Here is an 18,293-nt window from a genome sequence, read left to right as displayed (position 1 = left end):
GCCTCACGCGGTGAGCAGCACCTCGATGGCCTCGACGATGGTGTCGACGAGCCCGGGTGCCGTGTGCTCGCCGAGCTGGCCGCGCTGCTCGTCGCCGCGGATCATGATCACCGACTCCACCAGCCGGAAGGGCAGCAGGCTGCGGCGGTCGGCGGGGTCGTGCAGCACCTCGGCGGCGAGCGTCTCGTAGGCCTGGGCGAGTTCGCGCCGGGCGTCGTTGAACGCGGCGAAACGCTCGGACTTCAACTCGGGCAGCAGGTAGAGCGCGCCGAGGTTCCAGCGTGATCCCGCGAGCTGCGCGACGTCGAAACGTGCCAGCTCCAGGAGCCGATCCATCGCCGGAGCCGGACCGGCGAGGAGTTCGCGGGCACGATCCAGCGAGTCGGCGACGGTCTCGCCGAGCAGGGCGACCAGGATGTCTTCCTTCGTCGCGAAATGGTGATAGAGCGAGGCCTGCCGGATACCGACGGCCTCGGCGATGCGGCGCGTGCTGGTGGCGGTGTAGCCCCGATCGACGAACAGCTCGGCGGCCGCATCGAGGATCTCGTCGCGGGCGGAGGCGGCGTTCCGCCGGGGTTCGACGAGGCGGGGCCGTCCCGGTCCGGCGGCGGCTCGGCCGGCCCGAGGCGCCTGTGCAGTCATGTCCCCGAGCTTATGTCCCGGAAGTCCGTCCCGGTGGCCGGGCCCTCGCGACCGGGCGTAACACGCTTGTTGCATCGGTTTCCGCCGCCGAAACAAAACTGTCACCCGACAGAAATTGCGCGACGGTTACCTATCGGCAGACAGAAAAACGCTCAGTGGTGAGCGGACCGGGCCGATGGAGGAAACCACATGACAGCCACAGCAACCCGCCCGCAGGCGAGTCCGACGGCCGGGCGCGACGCCGACGAACTCTCCGACCTCGGGTACCACCAGCAGCTCCACCGCTCCCTCGGCAAGTTCGCCTCCTTCGCCGCAGGATTCTCGTTCGTCTCGATCCTCACCACGATCTTCCAGCTCTTCGGACTGGGCTTCGGCTTCGGCGGCCCCGCCTTCTTCTGGACGTGGCCCATCGTCTACGCCGGGCAATTCCTGGTGGCGCTCTGCTTCGCCGACATCGCCGCCCGGTACCCGATCTCCGGCGCCATCTACCAGTGGTCACGCCGGATGGGTGGCGAAGTGATCGGCTGGTTCGGCGGCTGGTTCATGATCGTCGCGCAGATCGTGACCGCCTCGGCGGCCGCGATCGCCTTGCAGGTGGTGTTGCCGTCGGTCTGGCGCGGCTTTCAGGTCATCGGCGACGATCCCACGCTGACCAGCACCAGCGGGGCGGCCAACGCCGTTCTGCTCGGCTCGATTCTGCTGGTCGTGGTCACCACCATCAACTGCCTCGGGGTCCGCTGGATGAGCCGGGTCAACAGCATCGGTGTCACCTGCGAGCTGGTCGGCGTCGTCGCCGTCATCTGTGCGCTGTTCAGCCACGCCAAGCGCGGTCCGTCCGTCGTCTTCGACACCGGCCTGCCCGGTCACCAGCCCGGTTACATCTGGGCGTTCATCGTCTCCGGCCTGATGGCCGCCTACGTGATGGTCGGCTTCGGCTCGGCCGGTGAGCTCGCCGAGGAGACCCACAACCCGCGCCGGGTGGCGCCCCGCACCATCCGGCTGGCGCTGACCGTGTCGGCGATCGGCGGCGGTCTGATGCTCCTGGCGGCACTGATGGCGGCCCCCACCCTCGACGAGCAGCTCGCCAGCGGTGGTCTGCCCTACGTCCTGGACGCGGTGCTCGGCGGGTTCTGGGGGAAGGTCCTGCTCGCCGACGTCGCCGTGGCGGTGTTCATCTGCACCCTCGCCATCCAGACCGCGTGCTCGCGACTCATCTTCTCCATGGCCCGCGACGGCCGGCTGCCCTTCTCGGAACGACTCGCCCACGTCAATACGCGGACCGGTACCCCGATGGCGCCGTCGATCCTGATCGGGGTCCTCTGCATCGGCATCCTGCTCGTCAACGTCGGCAACTCGGCGATCTTCGCCACCCTCGCCAGCGTCTGCATCATCCTGATCTACCTGGCGTATCTGTCGGTGACCGTCCCGATGCTGTTCCGGCGGTGGCAGGGCTGGCCGCGCGGTGGTCCGCTCGTCGACGCCGAGGGCAAGAAGCTGTTCAGCCTCGGCCGGTGGGGGATCGCGGTCAACGCGCTCGCCGTGCTCTACGGCGGTCTCATGGTGGTCAACCTGGCGTGGCCCCGCACCGAGGTCTTCGATCCCGCAGGCGACATGCCGATCCTGCGCTGGGCCGGGCCGATCTGCATCGCGGTGACCGTGCTCGTCGGGATCGTCTGCTTCCCCCGCAACAAGGTCCATCCCCGGCCGGTCACCGCCGGTCACTGATCAGAAACACCCGAAGGAGAATCCGATGACCGTCGACAACATGGGGCGGACCGCCGATCTCGGCAGCGTCGGCCAAGCGCGTTCGGACGCCCGGGCCCGCGCCACCCGGTCCCGGTGGATGCCCTACCTGCCCGCCGCCTCGTCTCCGATCGCCCCGGCCGAGGTGGCCGGCGACGACCTGCTGTGGTCGGAGAACGTCGCACCCGGCGGCTACACGCATCTGCGGGTGGCGCGCGGAACCACGATCCGCCTCGACGACCCCGAGGGGGATGCGAACGCCTCGGTGGTCCTCTTCAACGCGCTGAACACCGCGGAGCGGCTGAACGTCGCCGACACCCTGAAGATCCCGTGGCAGGCGTATCTCACCACCGGGCATCCGCTGCTCTCCGGCGACGGCCGCGTCCTCGCGACGATGGTCGCCGACACCTCCGGGCACCACGACGCCCTGTGCGGTGCGTCCGGGGACGCCTGGAACATCGAGAAGTACGGGTCGGCGGTGCCGGAGGGCCCCACCCCCTCCGGCAGTGCGCTGCTCCGGATGGCCGGAACCAAGCACGGACTGGATCGGCGGGATCTGCCGCCCGCGGTGTCGTTCTTCCACGGCGTCCGGGTCGGCGCCGACGGCGGCTTGGACTGGATCGGTTCGGCCGGCCCCGGGACCCGGGTCGAGCTCCGGGCGGAACTGCCGCTGATCGTTCTGATCGCCAACGCGCCGCATCCCCGGGACCCGCGCCCGGACTACATCGCCACCGACCTGCGGGTGCACGCCCTCCGGTCCGCGCCGACCGGCCCGGACGACGCCTTCTTCGGCGCGAGTCCCGAACGGGAACGCGCCTACCGCAACTCCATCGCCTACGCCGAACTCGCCGGTCTCTGACGGCCGGCCCGAGAGGAATCATCATGGTCTCCACCACCGTCCCGCCCCGGCCGGTCTACGCCCCGGACAGCGCCCTGGACCGATCCGAGCCGTTCGTCGCCGGCCGCGTGGTCATCGATGACGAGATCGCGCCGCGCGCCTCCTGGTCGGGCGTCGTCACGACGGGGCAGGTGTTCACCCTGGTCGACGTCGGCGGCAACCAGTCCGGTGACTGCCTGATCTTCGCCGCCGCCGACACCTCCGAGCGGTACAGCGTGCCGGACACCCTCGCGTGGCAGGGAAACGCCTACGTCGACACCGGTACCGTCCTCCGGTCGAACCTCGGCGAACCGCTGATGACCGTCGTGGGAAACGAGATCGACCGGCAGGACACCATCGGCGGCGCCTGCAGCAAGGAATCGAACACCCTGCGCTACGGGCACCACACCGCCTACCAGCACGCCTGCCGGGAGAACTTCCTCTACGAGGGCGCCAAATGGGGACTGGGACCGCGCGACCTCGTCTCGAACCTGAACTGGTTCATGAACGTCCCGGTCGAGGCGGACGGCTCGCTCGGCATCGTCGACGGCATGTCCGCGCCGGGACGCCGGGTGGCCTGCCGGGCGGAGAAGGACGTGATCGTCGTGATCTCCAACTGTCCGCAGATGAACAACCCCTGCAACGACTTCAACGTGACGCCGCTGCGAGTCGTCGTCACCGATCCCGAGGGAGACCGACGATGAACCGCCGGACCGTCCTCGTCGCGAATCGCGGCGAGATCGCACGACGCATCCTCCGATCGGCGAGGGAACTCGGTCTGCGGACCGTCGCCGTGTACTCCGACGCCGACCGGGCGGCGCCACATGTGCGCGAGGCCGACGTCGCCGTCCGGCTCGGACCCGCACCGGCGGCCGAGTCGTATCTGAAGGTGGACGCGGTGATCGCCGCGGCCGTCGAGCACGGCGCCGACGTGATCCACCCCGGCTACGGCTTCCTGTCGGAGAACGTGGCGGCCGCGCGGGCCGCCGAAGCGGCGGGGATCGCCTGGGCCGGCCCCACCCCCGGCCAGATCGAGGACTTCGGCCTCAAACACACCGCCCGGGAACGGGCACTGGCCGCCGGAGTCCGGCTGCTCGCGGGCACCGGGCTCCTCGGCTCCGCCGCCGAAGCGGTCGCCGAAGCCGAACGGATCGGCTTCCCGGTGATGCTGAAGGCCACCAGCGGAGGCGGCGGCATCGGGATGCAGGTGTGCACGACGCCGGCCGAGGTCGCCGAGGCGTACGCCGCCGTCGCCGCGCTCGCCGAACGCAGTTTCGGCGGCGGTGGTGTCTTCCTGGAGCGTCTGGTGCGCGATGCCCGCCACGTCGAGGTCCAGGTCTTCGGCGACGGCCGGGGCCGGGTCGCGGTGCTCGGCGACCGGGACTGCTCACTGCAGCGCCGCAACCAGAAGGTCATCGAGGAGGCGCCGGCGCCGGATCTCCCCGGGCACGTGCGCGCCGAGATCCACCGGGCCGCGCGGAGCCTCGCGGCCTCCGTCGGCTACCGCTCCGCCGGCACGGTCGAGTTCATCTACGACCCGGTTCGCGAGGAGGCGTGCTTCCTGGAGGTGAACACCCGACTGCAGGTGGAGCACCCGGTCACCGAGGCGGTCTTCGGGGTGGACCTGGTGGCGCTGATGCTCGACCTGGCGATCGACGGGCCCGACGCGCTGGATCCGGAGCTGTTCACCACCGAGCACACCCCGCGCGGACACGCCTTCGAGGCGCGTGTCTACGCGGAGGACCCGCTGCGCGACTTCGCACCCTCGCCGGGGCTGGTCACCCGATGCGAGTTCCCCGACGCCGCCGGGGTCCGCGTCGACCGCTGGATCGAGACCGGACTGGAGGTGACACCCGACTACGACCCCATGCTCGCCAAGGTCATCGTCCACGCCGCCGACCGGGGCGCCGCCCTGGATGCGCTCGCCGCCGCACTGGACCAGACCCGCATCGACGGCATCGTGACCGGTGTCGGCATGCTGCGTGCACTCTGCGACGACGACGATCTCCGCGCGGTCACCCACCACACCGGTACGCTCGGGGACCCCGTCGATCCGCGGCCGCGGATCGACGTCCGCGCGCCGGGTATCCTGACCACCGTGCAGGACCTGCCGGGCCGGATCGGGCTGTGGAAGGTCGGCGTGCCGCCGTCCGGGCCGATGGACGCGGTGTCGTTCCGCGAGGCGAATCTCGCGGTCGGCAACCACCCGGACACTCCCGCGCTGGAGATCACCATGGCCGGTCCCCGCCTGGCCTTCTCGCACGACGCCGTGGTGGCGGTGACGGGCGCCGACGTACCGGTCCAGGTCGACGGCCGCCCGGTGCCCCAGTGGGAACCGGTCACCGTCCCCGCCGGCGCCACCCTGTCGATCGGCCTGACGCGAACCGGACTCCGCGCGTACCTCGCGGTCCGCGGCGGTCTCGACGTCCCCGACTACCTCGGCAGTTGCTCGACGTTCACCCTGGGCGGCTTCGGTGGTCACGGCGGCCGCGCCCTCGTCGCCGGGGACGTCCTGCGCCCCGGAACCGGCGCGGTCGCCGAGGCGAGGCCGGTTCCCGCGGAACGTCGCCCGGCGATGACGCACGACTGGGTGGTCGGTGTCACCGAGGGGCCGCACGCGGCGCCGGAGTTCTTCACCCGCGCCGACATCGACGAGCTGTACGCGGCGGAGTACGAGGTGGACAAGCAGTCGTCCCGGACCGGAATCCGGTTGCGCGGTCCCAAGCCGGCCTGGGCGCGCGAAGACGGCGGCGAGGCCGGGCTGCATCCGTCCAACATCCACGACACCGCCTACGCGGTCGGGGCACTCGATTTCACCGGCGACACCCCGATCATCCTCGGCCTGGACGGACCGAGCCTCGGCGGATTCGTCTGCCCGGCCGTCGTCGCGAGCGGCGAGTTCTGGAAGGTGGGGCAGCTGCGGCCCGGCGACACCGTCCGATTCGTGCCGGTCCGGGAGGAGACCGCGCGCCGGTTCCAGCCGCCGCTGCTCGTCGGCTCCGGTGGGGGAGACGGCGACGACGGCGTTCTCGCCCGGCGTTCCGCCGTCGCTGAGCGGGGCACCGAGATCGCCCCGGCCGTCACCTATCGGCGCGACGGCGACGCGAACATCCTCATCGAGTACGGGCAGAACGTGCTGGACCTGGGGCTGCGGATGCGTGTGCACGCCCTCGAACAGGCGGTCGCCGAACTCGGGGTGTCCGCGGTCCGCGACGTCACCGCGGGTATCCGCTCCCTGCAGATCCAGACCGACCCGGAGGTGCTGCGCGCGTCGGAACTGCTCGGCGAGCTGCAGCGGATCGAGGACCGGCTGCCACCGACCCGCGAGCTGGTCGTGCCCTCCCGGGAAGTCCACCTGCCGCTGTCCTGGGATGATCCGGCGACCCGGCTGGCGATCGACCGCTACATGTCGAGCGTCCGCGACGACGCCCCGTGGACGCCCTGGAACATCGAGTTCATCCGCCGCGTCAACGGCCTGGACTCGGTGGACGACGTCCGGCGCATCGTCTTCGACGCGGATTATCTGGTCCTCGGTCTCGGCGACGTGTACCTGGGCGCGCCCGTCGCCACCCCGATCGACCCGCGTCATCGGCTGGTCACCACGAAATACAACCCGGCCCGCACCTGGACCGCCGAGAACTCGGTCGGCATCGGCGGCGCGTACATGTGCATCTACGGCATGGAGGGGCCCGGCGGATACCAGTTCGTCGGCCGGACCGTCCAGATCTGGAACCGGTTCCGCCGCGGCGGCCTGTTCGCCGAGAACCCGTGGGCGCTGCGGCCCTTCGACCGCATCAAGTGGTATCCGGTCTCGGCAAGCGAACTGCTCGACCTGCGGGCCGACGTCGATGCCGGCCGCGGCGACTTCCGCACGGTCGACGGCGAGTTCTCGCTCGCCGAACACGAGGAGTTCCTGCGCCGCGAGGCGCCCTCGATCACCGACTTCCGCAGCCGCCAGCAGAGCGCGTTCGCCGAGGAGAAGGAACGCTGGCGGGCGGCCGGCGAATTCGATCGCGTCTACGACGAGCCGGCCCCGGCGGCCGCCGCCGTCGAGGTGCCGGACGGCTGCGTGCCGGTCACCGCGCCGTTCGCCGCGAGCGTCTGGAAGGTGGAGGCCGCGGAGGGCGAATGGACGGAGCAGGATGACCGGATGCTGATCCTGGAGGCGATGAAGATGGAGAGCGCGGTGTCGTCACCGGCCAGCGGCCGGGTGGCGAAGGTGTATGTGAGGCCGGGCGATCAGGTGATCGGCGGCCAGGTGCTGGCCGCGGTGGAGGTCGGCCGATGACCGCGGTGGACCGGGTCGCCGAGGCGTACGCGCGGATCGCGGCCGTCGACCGGCCGGAGGTCTGGGTGACGCTGCGCGAGCGGGAGGAGGTGGTCGCCGAGGCCGCCCTGATCGATGCGCGGGTGGCCGGCGGCGAGTCGTTGCCGCTCGCCGGGACCCTCGTCGCGGTCAAGGACAACATCGACGTCGCCGGACTGCCGACGACCGCCGCGTGCCCGTCGTACGCGTACCTGCCGGACCGGGATGCGACCGCCGTCGCGCGGCTCCGGGAGGCGGGCGCGATCGTTCTGGGCAAGACCAATCTCGACCAGTTCGCGACCGGGCTCGTCGGCACGCGCAGCCCGTACGGCGCGGTACGTAACGCCTGGCGGCCGGACCTGATCTCCGGCGGTTCGAGTTCGGGGTCGGCCGTCGCGGTGGCGTTGAGCCTGGTCGACATCGCGCTCGGCACCGACACCGCCGGTTCGGGGCGCGTCCCCGCCGCGCTGAACGGAATCGTCGGCCTCAAACCGACGATCGGGCTCATTCCGGCCACCGGGACGGTGCCGGCCTGCCGATCGCTGGATGTGGTGACCGTGTTCGCCCGGGACCTCCGCGAGGGCCGCCGCGCCGTCGAAGAGATGACGGGGCCCGACGGCGTCGACCCGCTGTGCCGGCCCGCCGTCCCCGTGCCCTGCGTCGGGGCGCGGCCCCGGATCGCGATTCCGCGGCCCGGCCAACTCGACGGCCTGGCCGACGGCTGGTCCGCGGCCTTCGCGGCCGTCGTCGAGCGGGTGCGGGCGGCCGGCGCGCAGGTGCGGGAGGTGGACATCTCGCCGCTGCTGGAGGCCGCCTCCCTGCTGTACGGCGGGGCGTTCGTGGCGCAGCGGACCGCGGCGGTCGGCGGGTTCATCCGGAGCCGCCTGGACGAGGTCGGCGAGGCCATCGATCCGACGGTCGCCGAGATCGTTCTCGGCGGCGACGCCTACACCGCGGCCGACGTCTTCGCCGGCGCCGAACGCCTGGACCGGCTGGGCCTGGCCGGACGCCGGGCGCTCGACGGCTTCGACGCGCTCCTGACGCCGACGACCACCCGGCATCCGTCGCTCGACGAGGTCGCGGCCGATCCCGTCGGCGTGAACGCCGGCCTCGGCCGGTACACCAATTTCGCGAACCTGCTGGACTACTGCGCGCTCGCGATTCCGCTGGGCACCGCCGCGGGCCTGCCGTTCGGGGTGATGCTCACCGCGCCGGCCTTCCACGATCAGCGGATCGCCGAGATCGCCGCGCGGTTGGGGAACCCCGGCACCGACCTGTTCGTCGTCGGTGCTCACCTCTCCGGACAACCGCTCAACCACCAGCTCGTCGCGGCCGGCGGCCGGTTCGCCAGGACGGCGCGGACCGCGCCGTCCTACCGGTTGCACGCGCTGGCGACCACGCCGCCCAAGCCGGGGCTCCGCCGGGTCGACGACGGCGGTGTCGCCATCGACGGGGAGGTCTGGACGCTGCCCTCCGCCGGACTGGGCAGCGTCCTCGCCGCACTGCCGCAGCCGATGGCGCTGGGACCCGTGCTCCTCGACGACGGCACCACAGTCACCGGCTTCCAGGCGGAGGGGATCGCTTTCCGCGGTGCGACGGACATCAGTGACTTCGGCGGATGGCGCGCCTACCTGGGAGGTGTCTGATCTCCTGACCCGTCCGCCGCCCGGTACGATGGACGATGGTCTGTGCGCAGGTGCGGGCCGCTCACATCTTTGCTCACGACCGATGGGGACTGTAAGACCGTGCTGAACAAGCTGCTGCGCCTGGGCGAAGGCCGGATGGTCAAGAGGCTCGACGCCATCGCCGACCAGGTCGAGGCCCTCGAGGGCGAGATCGAGGCGCTGACCGACGCCGAACTCAAGGCCAAGACCGACGAGTTCAAGGGACGGCTCGACGACGGCGAGACCCTCGACCACCTGCTGGTGGAGGCCTTCGCGGTCGCCCGCGAGGCGGCCTGGCGCGTGCTCGATCAGAAGCACTTCCACGTCCAGATCATGGGCGGCGCGGCACTGCACTTCGGCAACATCGCCGAGATGAAGACCGGTGAGGGCAAGACCCTGACCTGTGTGCTGCCTGCCTACCTCAACGCGCTGTCCGGCGACGGCGTGCACGTGGTCACGGTCAACGACTACCTCGCCAAGCGCGACGCCGAGCAGATGGGCCGCGTCCACCGCTTCCTCGGTCTGCAGACCGCGGTGATCCTCACCGGTATGACGCCGGACCAGCGACGCGTCGCCTACAGCGCCGACATCACCTACGGCACCAACAACGAGTTCGGCTTCGACTACCTGCGCGACAACATGGCGCACGAGCTGGGCGATCTGGTTCAGCGCGGCCACAACTTCGCCGTCGTCGACGAGGTCGACTCGATCCTCGTCGACGAGGCCCGCACCCCGCTCATCATCTCCGGCCCGGCCGACTCGTCGAGCAAGTGGTACACCGAGTTCGCCCGCATCGCACCGCTGCTGGAGAAGGACACCCACTACGAGGTGGACATCAAGAAGAAGACGATCGGTGTGCACGAGGCTGGCGTCGCCTTCGTCGAGGACCGTCTCGGCATCGACAACCTGTACGAGCCGGAGAACTCGCAGCTGGTCAGCTACCTGAACAACGCGATCAAGGTCAAGGAGCTGTTCCACAAGGACAAGGACTACATCGTCCGCCGCGGCGAGGTCCTGATCGTCGACGAGTTCACCGGCCGCGTGCTCGACGGCCGCCGCTTCAACGAGGGTCTGCACCAGGCCATCGAGGCCAAGGAGGGCGTCGAGATCAAGGCGGAGAACCAGACGCTCGCCACGATCACCCTGCAGAACTACTTCCGCCTCTACGACAAGCTGTCCGGCATGACCGGTACCGCCGAGACCGAGGCCGCCGAGTTCCACCAGATCTACAAGCTGGGCGTCGTCCCGATCCCGACCAACAAGCCGATGATCCGCGACGACCAGTCGGACCTGATCTACAAGACCGAAGAGGCCAAGTTCGCGGCCGTGGTCGACGACATCGCCGAGCGGAACGAGAAGGGGCAGCCGATCCTGATCGGCACCACCAGCGTCGAGCGCTCGGAGTACCTGTCGCGGCTGCTGGCCGACCGCGGCATCAAGCACACCGTGCTGAACGCGAAGTACCACGAGCAGGAGGCGCAGATCGTCGCCGAGGCCGGCCGCACCGGTGCGGTCACGGTCGCCACCAACATGGCCGGCCGCGGTACCGACGTGGTGCTGGGCGGTAACCCGGAGGTCATCGCCGACACCCGGCTGCGCAAGGCCGGCCTGGACCCGGTCAACACCCCGGACGAGTATGAGGCCGCCTGGGACGAGGCGATCGCGGTGGCCCGCGCGGATGCCGCCGACGAGGCCGTCGCCGTGTGCGAGGCCGGCGGCCTGTACGTGCTGGGCACCGAACGTCACGAGTCGCGGCGTATCGACAACCAGCTGCGCGGCCGCTCCGGACGACAGGGCGACCCGGGTGCATCGCGCTTCTACCTGTCGCTGGGCGACGAGCTGATGCGGCGCTTCAACGCCGCGGCCCTCGACACCATCATGACCCGCTTCAACCTGCCCGACGACGTGCCGATCGAGGCCAAAATGGTCACCCGCGCGATCCGCAGCGCGCAGACGCAGGTCGAGGAGCAGAACTTCGAGATCCGCAAGAACGTCCTCAAGTACGACGAGGTGATGAACGAGCAGCGCAAGGTGATCTACGCCGAGCGCCGCGAGATCCTCGAGGGGGACGACCATAGCGAGCAGGTCCGCCAGATGGTCGCCGACGTGGTCGGCGCGTACATCGACGCCGCCACCGTCGAGGGCTACGCCGAGGACTGGGACGTTGACGAGCTGTGGACCGCGCTGGGGAACCTGTACCCGATCTCGCTCGACGCCGACACCGTGTTCAAGGTCAACGAGTTCGGTGAGCGCGACGACCTCGACCGGGACGAACTGCGGCAGATCGTCGTCGACGACGCCCTGGCCGCCTACGACCGGCGCGAGAAGGAAGTGGCCGCGATCGGCGGCGACGGCACCATGCGTCAGCTGGAGCGGTCGATCCTGCTGAACGTGCTCGACCGTAAGTGGCGCGACCATCTCTACGAGATGGACTACCTCCGCGAGGGCATCCACCTGCGTTCGATGGCGCAGCGCGACCCGGTGGTGGAGTACCAGCGCGAGGGCTACGACATGTTCATGGGCATGCTCGAGGGCATGAAGGAGGAGACCGTCAGCCTCCTGTTCAACGCCCAGGTGCAGGCCGAGGCGGAGGCGCCTGCGCTGGTGCCGCAACGCAGCGTCTCGGACATGCTGGCCGGCAGCGGTCTCGGCGCACCGGACGCGGAGGAGGAGGCCGCCGACGGCATCACCTACAGCGGCCCGGCCGAGGACGGCACCCCGGAGATCCACTCCGCGGTGGAGGAACTCTTCTCCGGCACGCCGTCGGAGGTGCTGGGCGACGAGCCGGTCGTCGGCAGCCGCAAGGAGCGCCGCGCCGCCGAGCGCCGCAACCGCCGCCGCCACGCCAAGTAGGTTCCGCCGATATAGCCCGTTGAGTCGCCCGGTCGTGCGCTGGGCTTCCCGATGGCCCGTTGAGTCGCCCGGTCGTGCGCTGGGCTTCCCGATGGCCCGTTGAGTCGCCCGGTCGTACGCTGGATTTCCCGATAGCCCGCTGAGTCGCCCGCTTGTGCGCTGGGCTTCCCGATAGCCCGTTGAGCCACCCCGAGCCCGCCAGGGCGAGGGGTGAGTCGAAACGACCCCGAGCCGGACGTGCGATCTCGCGCCGGCGAGCAGATTTCGGAGAAATCCGGCGTGTCGTGGAACCGGAACGGGGGCTGGCGCGTCGGACTGTGCATGAGGGGGACTCTGCTCGACACTCAGCCCGGCACGGCGATCCACGGACCGCGGCCGAAGGCTCCGGCGCCCGACCTGCAGGTGGCCACCGCGGCGCGGTCGTTCGCGATCGCGGTGGTGGCCCGCACCCTGGAGGTGCTCGACGGCAAGCGGCCGCGCGGGCAGTTGGCCGGAGCGGTGTCCGACGACGTGCTCACGCAGATCGCGACCCTGCTGCAACTCGGCGCGGGCGGACCCGACCGGGAGAGTGCCCGGCTCCACCGCGTCCACGTCCAGCTGCGCTCGAGCGCGGCGGCCGAGATCTTCGGCACCTACGTGCGCGGACCGCGGACGCGGGCGTTCGCCGGCGCGATGGAGACCGCGGCCGTGCGGGTCTCCGCGCGCGGCGCGCAGCGGCGCGAACTGTCCCGCCGCTGGGTGGTCACCGAGTTCGCGATCTTGTAGCACCGCGCCGCGACACTGGCCCGGCCGGTACGCCGGGGAGTCGTAGTATCAACGGCACCATGGTGAATCGACTGTCGCCCGACGACGCGATGTACTACTTCCTGGACGGGGCCGGAACGACGACCCATCTGGGCACCCTGTCGATTCTGGATCCGGCGCAGGGCGACGGCGCCACCCTCGATTACCCGCGGCTGGTGGCCCTGGTGGAGAACCGGTTGCAGCAGATGCCGCGCTACCGGCAGACCGTCACCGAGGTGTCGCTCGGGCTGGCGCGCCCGCTCTGGATCGACGACCCGGACTTCGACGTCACCTTCCACGTGCGCCTCTCGGCCATCCCGCAGCCCGGCAGCGACACGCAGTTGCAGGAACTCATCGCACGCGTGATGTCGCGGCCCCTCGACCGCCGACGCCCGATGTGGGAGCTCTACCTGATCGAGGGCCTCACCGGCGGCCGCCTGGCGATCCTCACCAAGACCCATCGCTGCCTGCTCGGCGACGGCAGTCATCCGGAGATCAGCGAGGTGATCACCGACTAGTCCGCCGACACCCCGCGCCTGGACGACGACCTCTGGATGCCTGGGCGGCGCCCGAGCGCCCGCAGCGTCACCCTGGGTGCGCTCGCCGAGGCGATGGCGCGGCCCGGGGAACTCGCCGACTCGGTCCTGCACGGCGGCGGGCCGATCGCCGACCTGCTGAGTTTCGCCGACCGCTCGGCCCGCTTCGTCGGCACCACCGTCCAGCAGCTGGTGAACTCGGCGCCGGACAGCCCGCTGAACGCCGCGCCGACGTCGGCCCGGCTCTTCACCTTCGCGTCGGTGCCGCGCGCGGAGGTCCTGGGCGTCGCGAACCGCTTCGAGTGCACGTTCAACGACGTCGTGCTCGGCATCGTCACCGGGGTGATGCGCCGGTGGATGCTGTCGATCCGGGACTCCATCGCCCACGGCGAGACGATGCGCGCGGTGCTGCCGCTCGGGGCGCGCGACGGCGTCGCCGAGTCGCGGCGGGCCGGCGGCGGCTGGCTGTGCGCGGGCTGTCCCGAGTTCATCACCGACCTGCCGATCGGGGAGGACGCGCCGTCGGTGCGGCTGATGCAGGTGGCCGGGCTGGCCGACCGCTACTCGCAGTCGCAGCGGCGGATGACCCCGGGCCTGCGGCCGATGCTGCCCGAACTGGGTGTGGTGCCGTTCGCCGACTTCTCCACGCGCGTGTTCAACGGGCTGTTTCAGCGCTCGTACAACGTGCCGATCAGCATGAGCGATCACCAGATCGCTCGCCGCTATGTGGGCGGCGTGCCGGTGGCGGCGCTGTACACCATCCCCGCACTGGTCGCGCGGCGCGCGCTGGCGATCAGTGTCAACGAGTACTGCGAGCTCGTGGAGTTCGGCTTCTTCGCCGACCGCAACGTGATGGGCGATCTGCCCGCGATGGCCGGATACGTGGCCGACTCGCTGGAAGAACTGCGGACCGGCGGCTTCGGTCCGCGGCCGGTCACCCGGATCCCGGTCGCACCGCCGGCCGCCGACGACGATGAGGTCCAGTCATGAGGGTCTACCTGCCCGCAACCCTGAGCGGCGTACAGCGATTGCTCGGCGACGGCGCCTGGATGCCGTTGGGCGGCACCGGTTTCGCGCTCACACCGGCGCTGCGTGAGGCGTACACGGCCGGCGACGACGAAGAACTCGCCGAGGTGGCGCTCCGCGAGGCCGCCCGCGCGAGTCTGCGACTGCTCGGCACCGAGGCGGGCGAGCTGCCGGTGCGCCGCGTGGTGGTGGTCGCCGAACGCGATGATGCCGTGCCGCGGCCGGATCTCGACGACGCCGTCGTGAAGGTCTCCGGCCCGGTCACCGTCGATCAGGTGGTCGCGGTGCACGTCGACGGCGCGGACGCGCAGGACGCGGTCGCGGCCGCCGTGGCCGTCGTCGATGCGGCCGACCTCGGGGACGAGGACGCCGAACTGGTGGTCGGCGATGCGGAGGATCACGACCTCGCCTGGTACGCCACCCAGGAACTGCCGTTCCTGCTAGACCTGTTGTAGGCGGCGGTTCGTCGGCGCCGACTTGCACACTGTGGTTACGCTTCCGTAAGTTACGGTTCCGTAGGCGGTTCGCGTTCGCGGGCCCGCGAGAGGAGAGCGTGATGGGGTCGTGGCGGGAACGGTTCGAGGCACCGGCGAGGGCCGCGTCGTCGAACGGGAAGATGGCGCACTGGGTGCGGGCGGCGGTCTCCCGGGTCACCACGCCGCTGCTGCCCGACGACTACCTGCACCTGGCGAACCCGCTGTGGTCGGCCCGCGAACTGCGCGGCCGGGTGGTGTCGGTGACCTCCGAGGCCGGTGATTCGGCGACGATCGTGATCCGGCCGGGCTGGGGCTTCTCGTTCGACTACACCGCGGGTCAGTACCTGGGTATCGGCATCCCGGTCGACGGCCGCTGGACATGGCGGAGCTATTCGCTGACCAGTGACCCGGACACCTCGGCCGGTGACAAGACCGTCGCGATCACGGTGAAGGCGCTCCCCGAGGGCTTCCTGTCGTCGCACCTGGTCAACGGCCTGGAACCGGGCACCGTCGTCCGGCTGGCCGCCCCCGCCGGGGAGTTCGTGCTGCCGGAGCCGCTGCCGCCGAAGCTGCTGCTGGCCACCGCGGGCAGCGGCATCACGCCGATCATGTCCATGCTGCGGACCATGCGCCGCCGCGGACAGCGACTCGGCGGGTCCGACGTGGTGCTGGTGCACTCGGCGCCCACCGAGGACGACGTGATGTTCCTCGACGAGCTGCGGGCGCTGGCCGCCGAGGGCGTCGTGACGCTCAAGCTGTGGTTGTCCGCGAACGAGGGGCGGCTCGACGAGGAGGCGCTGTCGGTGGTGTGCCCGGACTGGGCGGAGCGCCAGGCGTGGGCGTGTGGTCCGGGCGGATTCCTGGACATGCTGACCACCGCCTTCGAGAAGGCCGGGGTGGGCGACGCCCTGCACATCGAGCGGTTCGCGCTGGAGCGCGGTGCGCACGGCGCGCAGGGTGGAACGGTCACGTTCGGGACGCGCGACAAGTCGATCACCGTCGACGGCGCCACGACGCTCCTGGAGGCGGGTGAGCAGGCCGGCGTGCAGATGCCGTACGGCTGCCGCATGGGCATCTGCCAGACCTGCGTGGTGATGCTCGACAAGGGCTGCGTGCGCGACCTGCGCACCGGCGTGGAGCATGTCGAGGGCGAACGGATCCAGACGTGTGTCAGCGCGGCCGCGGGGGACTGCACGCTCGACGTGTGAGGGCACTCCGGCCGGCCGTCTCCACCGGGATTCTCGGTGAATCGGAGGCGGCCCGGCCGTCGTTCCCGGGACTATGGAAAGTGCACTCGCATCGGACCACGCCCGGAGGACCCCATGTACGCACCCGCTCGCGACGACGAACTGACCGGACTGATCAACTACGCCGACCAGCAGCTGGGCGCGCTGCGCGCCGCGCTGTACGGGCTCACCGAGGAACAGGCCCGGATGACGCCCTGCCGTAGCGCGCTGTCGCTCGGCGGGCTCCTGAAGCATGCCGAACAGGGCATGGCGGGTGCGATTCACCGACTCCGGGAGGGCACCGAACTGATCGCGCTCGACGAGGCGGGCTTCGCCGCGTACATGAGCGGGTTCACTCTGTGGGACGATGAGACGGCCGCCGGACTCGTGGACCGCTTCGACGCGACGCGCGGCGAGTTCCTCGCGACGGTGGCCGGGATCGATCCGGATGGTGAGGCGCTCGCGCCGCCGGCGCCGTGGGCCGGGATCTATGAGCCGATGCCGATCAAGAACCGGTACTACCTGGTCCACCAGGTCGAGGAGTTCGCGCGGCATGCCGGGCACGCGGACATCCTGCGCGAACAGATCGACGGCCGGTCGATTCCGGCGCTGGAGATGTCGATCGCGGGCGCCCCGCCGAATCGGTTCTTCACCCCGTTCGTGCCGGAGCCGGGAACCCTGCTCGCGTGAGATCCGTCGCTGTCGTCACCCGCACTGGACAACCTTCGGAGCCGTAACCTACGATTGCGTAAGTTACGGAAACGTAAGTGAGGAGAATCGGTGGCCATTAAGGACATCCCCGAGTACGCGCACCTGACCGACGAGGACATCGCGGCGATCGCGGTGGAACTCGACCAGATCCGGGCCGACATCGAGGCCGATCGCGGTGAGCGCGACGCCCGCTACCTGCGCAACACCATCCGGCTGCAGCGCGGCCTGGAACTCGGTGGCCGTGCGCTGATCTTCGGCTCGCGCAAGCGGTCGCTGTGGTGGACCGGTGCGGCGGCGCTGGGCACCGCCAAGATCATCGAGAACATGGAGCTCGGGCACAACGTGATGCACGGGCAGTGGGACTGGATGAACGACCCGGAGGTGCACTCCACGTCGTGGGAGTGGGACAACGCCGGGCCGAGCGCGCACTGGAAGCACCAGCACAACTTCATCCATCACAAGTACACCAACGTTCTCGGCATGGACGACGACGTGGGCTACGGTCTCCTGCGGGTCACGCGCGACCAGCGCTGGCGGCCGTTCTACCTCGGCAATCTGCTGTGGAACACGCTGCTGATGCTCGGTTTCGAGTACGGCGTCGCCGCGCAGCACCTGGAGCTCGGCAAGAAGCGCAAGACCGAGGAAGCCAAGATCCAGTTCCAGAAGGACCTGCGCGACGCCGGTACCAAGATCGGTAAGCAGATCGCCAAGGACTACGTCGTGTACCCGGCGCTGGTCGGCGGTGCGACCCGGTCCCGCCGGGGCTTCCGGAAGGCGCTGACGGCCAACCTGATGGCCAACGTGATCCGCAACATCTGGACCAACGCGGTGATCTTCTGCGGCCACTTCCCGGACGGCGCGGAGAAGTTCACCAAGCGCGACATGGACGTCGAGAACCAGGGGCAGTGGTACCTGCGTCAGATGCTGGGCAGCGCCAACTTCCGGTCCGGCCCGGTGCTCGGCTTCCTGAGCGGCAACCTGAGCTACCAGATCGAGCACCACATCTTCCCGGACCTGCCGAGCAACCGGCTGCCGGAGATCTCGGTGCGCGTGCAGGCCATCTGCGCCGAATACGACCTGCCGTACACCACCGGGTCGTTCCCGGTGCAGTACGCCAAGGCGTGGCGCACCATCGCCAAGCTCTCGCTGCCGAACAAGTACCTCAAGGCCACCAGCGACGACGCCCCCGAGACTGCGTCGGAACTGCGCTTCAAGGACAGCCCGGAGCAGCATCTGGTGTCGACGGTCGACCCGCGCACCGGCCGTCGCCGCGGGCTGAAGTCGGCCCTCACGCGGTTGCGTGACCGCCGGCGGGGCGTCGTCTACCTCGAGACGCGGCCGGCCGCCTGACGGCGCTTGCCGGATGGCCGTGCCCGGGTGACGCGTTCGGATCGACGTGCGCGACCCCGGGTGTCGTTGGGTCGTGATCGGCACAGCAACGGGAGCGAGA

At 70.3% G+C, this 18,293-nt stretch carries 14 protein-coding genes; 13 read left to right on the top strand and 1 reads right to left on the bottom strand.

The genetic code is table 11. The features are described 5' to 3' along the window. Positions 1-3 precede the first annotated feature (3 nt). Positions 4-642 carry a TetR/AcrR family transcriptional regulator gene (locus ACSEEN_RS16805; RefSeq protein ID WP_440713798.1) on the bottom strand — a complete coding sequence of 213 codons (639 nt, stop codon included), beginning with the start codon at positions 640-642 and terminating at the stop codon, positions 4-6. A gap of 189 nt (positions 643-831) precedes the next feature. On the opposite strand from ACSEEN_RS16805, the gene ACSEEN_RS16800 reads away from it, so the two are divergent. From ACSEEN_RS16800 to ACSEEN_RS16740, 13 genes are all read left to right on the top strand, one after another. Continuing rightward, positions 832-2,367 (top strand): amino acid permease, encoded by a 1,536-nt coding sequence (locus ACSEEN_RS16800; protein ID WP_440713797.1) that lies wholly within the window; start codon positions 832-834, stop codon positions 2,365-2,367. Between the two features lie 25 nt (positions 2,368-2,392). Further along, complete coding sequence (locus ACSEEN_RS16795) at positions 2,393-3,244, top strand: urea amidolyase associated protein UAAP1 (RefSeq protein ID WP_440713796.1); 852 nt, start codon at positions 2,393-2,395, stop codon at positions 3,242-3,244. A gap of 23 nt (positions 3,245-3,267) precedes the next feature. Then, the gene (locus ACSEEN_RS16790; RefSeq protein ID WP_440713795.1) at positions 3,268-3,966 is read left to right on the top strand and encodes an urea amidolyase associated protein UAAP2; all 699 of its coding nucleotides are present in this window, start codon (positions 3,268-3,270) and stop codon (positions 3,964-3,966) included. Next, a complete protein-coding gene (gene uca, locus ACSEEN_RS16785) occupies positions 3,963-7,550 on the top strand; it encodes an urea carboxylase (RefSeq protein ID WP_440713794.1) in 3,588 nt (1,195 codons plus the stop codon). Before ACSEEN_RS16790 ends, uca begins: the two co-directional genes overlap by 4 nt. Beyond that, a complete protein-coding gene (gene atzF, locus ACSEEN_RS16780) occupies positions 7,547-9,214 on the top strand; it encodes an allophanate hydrolase (RefSeq protein WP_440713793.1) in 1,668 nt (555 codons plus the stop codon). Before uca ends, atzF begins: the two co-directional genes overlap by 4 nt. 99 nt (positions 9,215-9,313) lie before the next feature. After that, a complete protein-coding gene (secA, locus tag ACSEEN_RS16775; RefSeq protein WP_440713792.1) occupies positions 9,314-12,085 on the top strand; it encodes a preprotein translocase subunit SecA in 2,772 nt (923 codons plus the stop codon). Positions 12,086-12,406: 321 nt separating this feature from the next. After that, positions 12,407-12,850 (top strand): Rv3235 family protein, encoded by a 444-nt coding sequence (locus tag ACSEEN_RS16770; protein WP_298444990.1) that lies wholly within the window; start codon positions 12,407-12,409, stop codon positions 12,848-12,850. 59 nt (positions 12,851-12,909) lie between these two features. Continuing rightward, the gene (locus tag ACSEEN_RS16765; protein WP_440713791.1) at positions 12,910-13,386 is read left to right on the top strand and encodes a wax ester/triacylglycerol synthase domain-containing protein; all 477 of its coding nucleotides are present in this window, start codon (positions 12,910-12,912) and stop codon (positions 13,384-13,386) included. 36 nt (positions 13,387-13,422) lie between these two features. Then, positions 13,423-14,394 (top strand): WS/DGAT domain-containing protein, encoded by a 972-nt coding sequence (locus ACSEEN_RS16760; RefSeq protein ID WP_440713790.1) that lies wholly within the window; start codon positions 13,423-13,425, stop codon positions 14,392-14,394. Beyond that, a complete protein-coding gene (locus ACSEEN_RS16755) occupies positions 14,391-14,885 on the top strand; it encodes a DUF6912 family protein (protein WP_247864876.1) in 495 nt (164 codons plus the stop codon). Before ACSEEN_RS16760 ends, ACSEEN_RS16755 begins: the two co-directional genes overlap by 4 nt. A gap of 101 nt (positions 14,886-14,986) precedes the next feature. Further along, positions 14,987-16,114, top strand: a complete 1,128-nt coding sequence (locus tag ACSEEN_RS16750) for a ferredoxin reductase (protein WP_440713789.1) — start codon at positions 14,987-14,989, stop codon at positions 16,112-16,114. 114 nt (positions 16,115-16,228) lie between these two features. Next, on the top strand, positions 16,229-16,822 hold the full coding sequence (locus ACSEEN_RS16745; protein ID WP_298444985.1) for a mycothiol transferase: 594 nt from the start codon (positions 16,229-16,231) through the stop codon (positions 16,820-16,822). Positions 16,823-16,912: 90 nt separating this feature from the next. Next, on the top strand, positions 16,913-18,193 hold the full coding sequence (locus tag ACSEEN_RS16740) for a fatty acid desaturase family protein (protein ID WP_440713788.1): 1,281 nt from the start codon (positions 16,913-16,915) through the stop codon (positions 18,191-18,193). Positions 18,194-18,293 lie beyond the last annotated feature (100 nt).

Origin of the sequence: Gordonia marina (genome assembly GCF_052036135.1) — a bacterium.
GTDB lineage: Bacteria > Actinomycetota > Actinomycetes > Mycobacteriales > Mycobacteriaceae > Gordonia.
The sequence above is the reverse complement of the archived record's forward strand: the minus strand, read 5'-3'. Positions and strand labels throughout refer to the sequence as shown.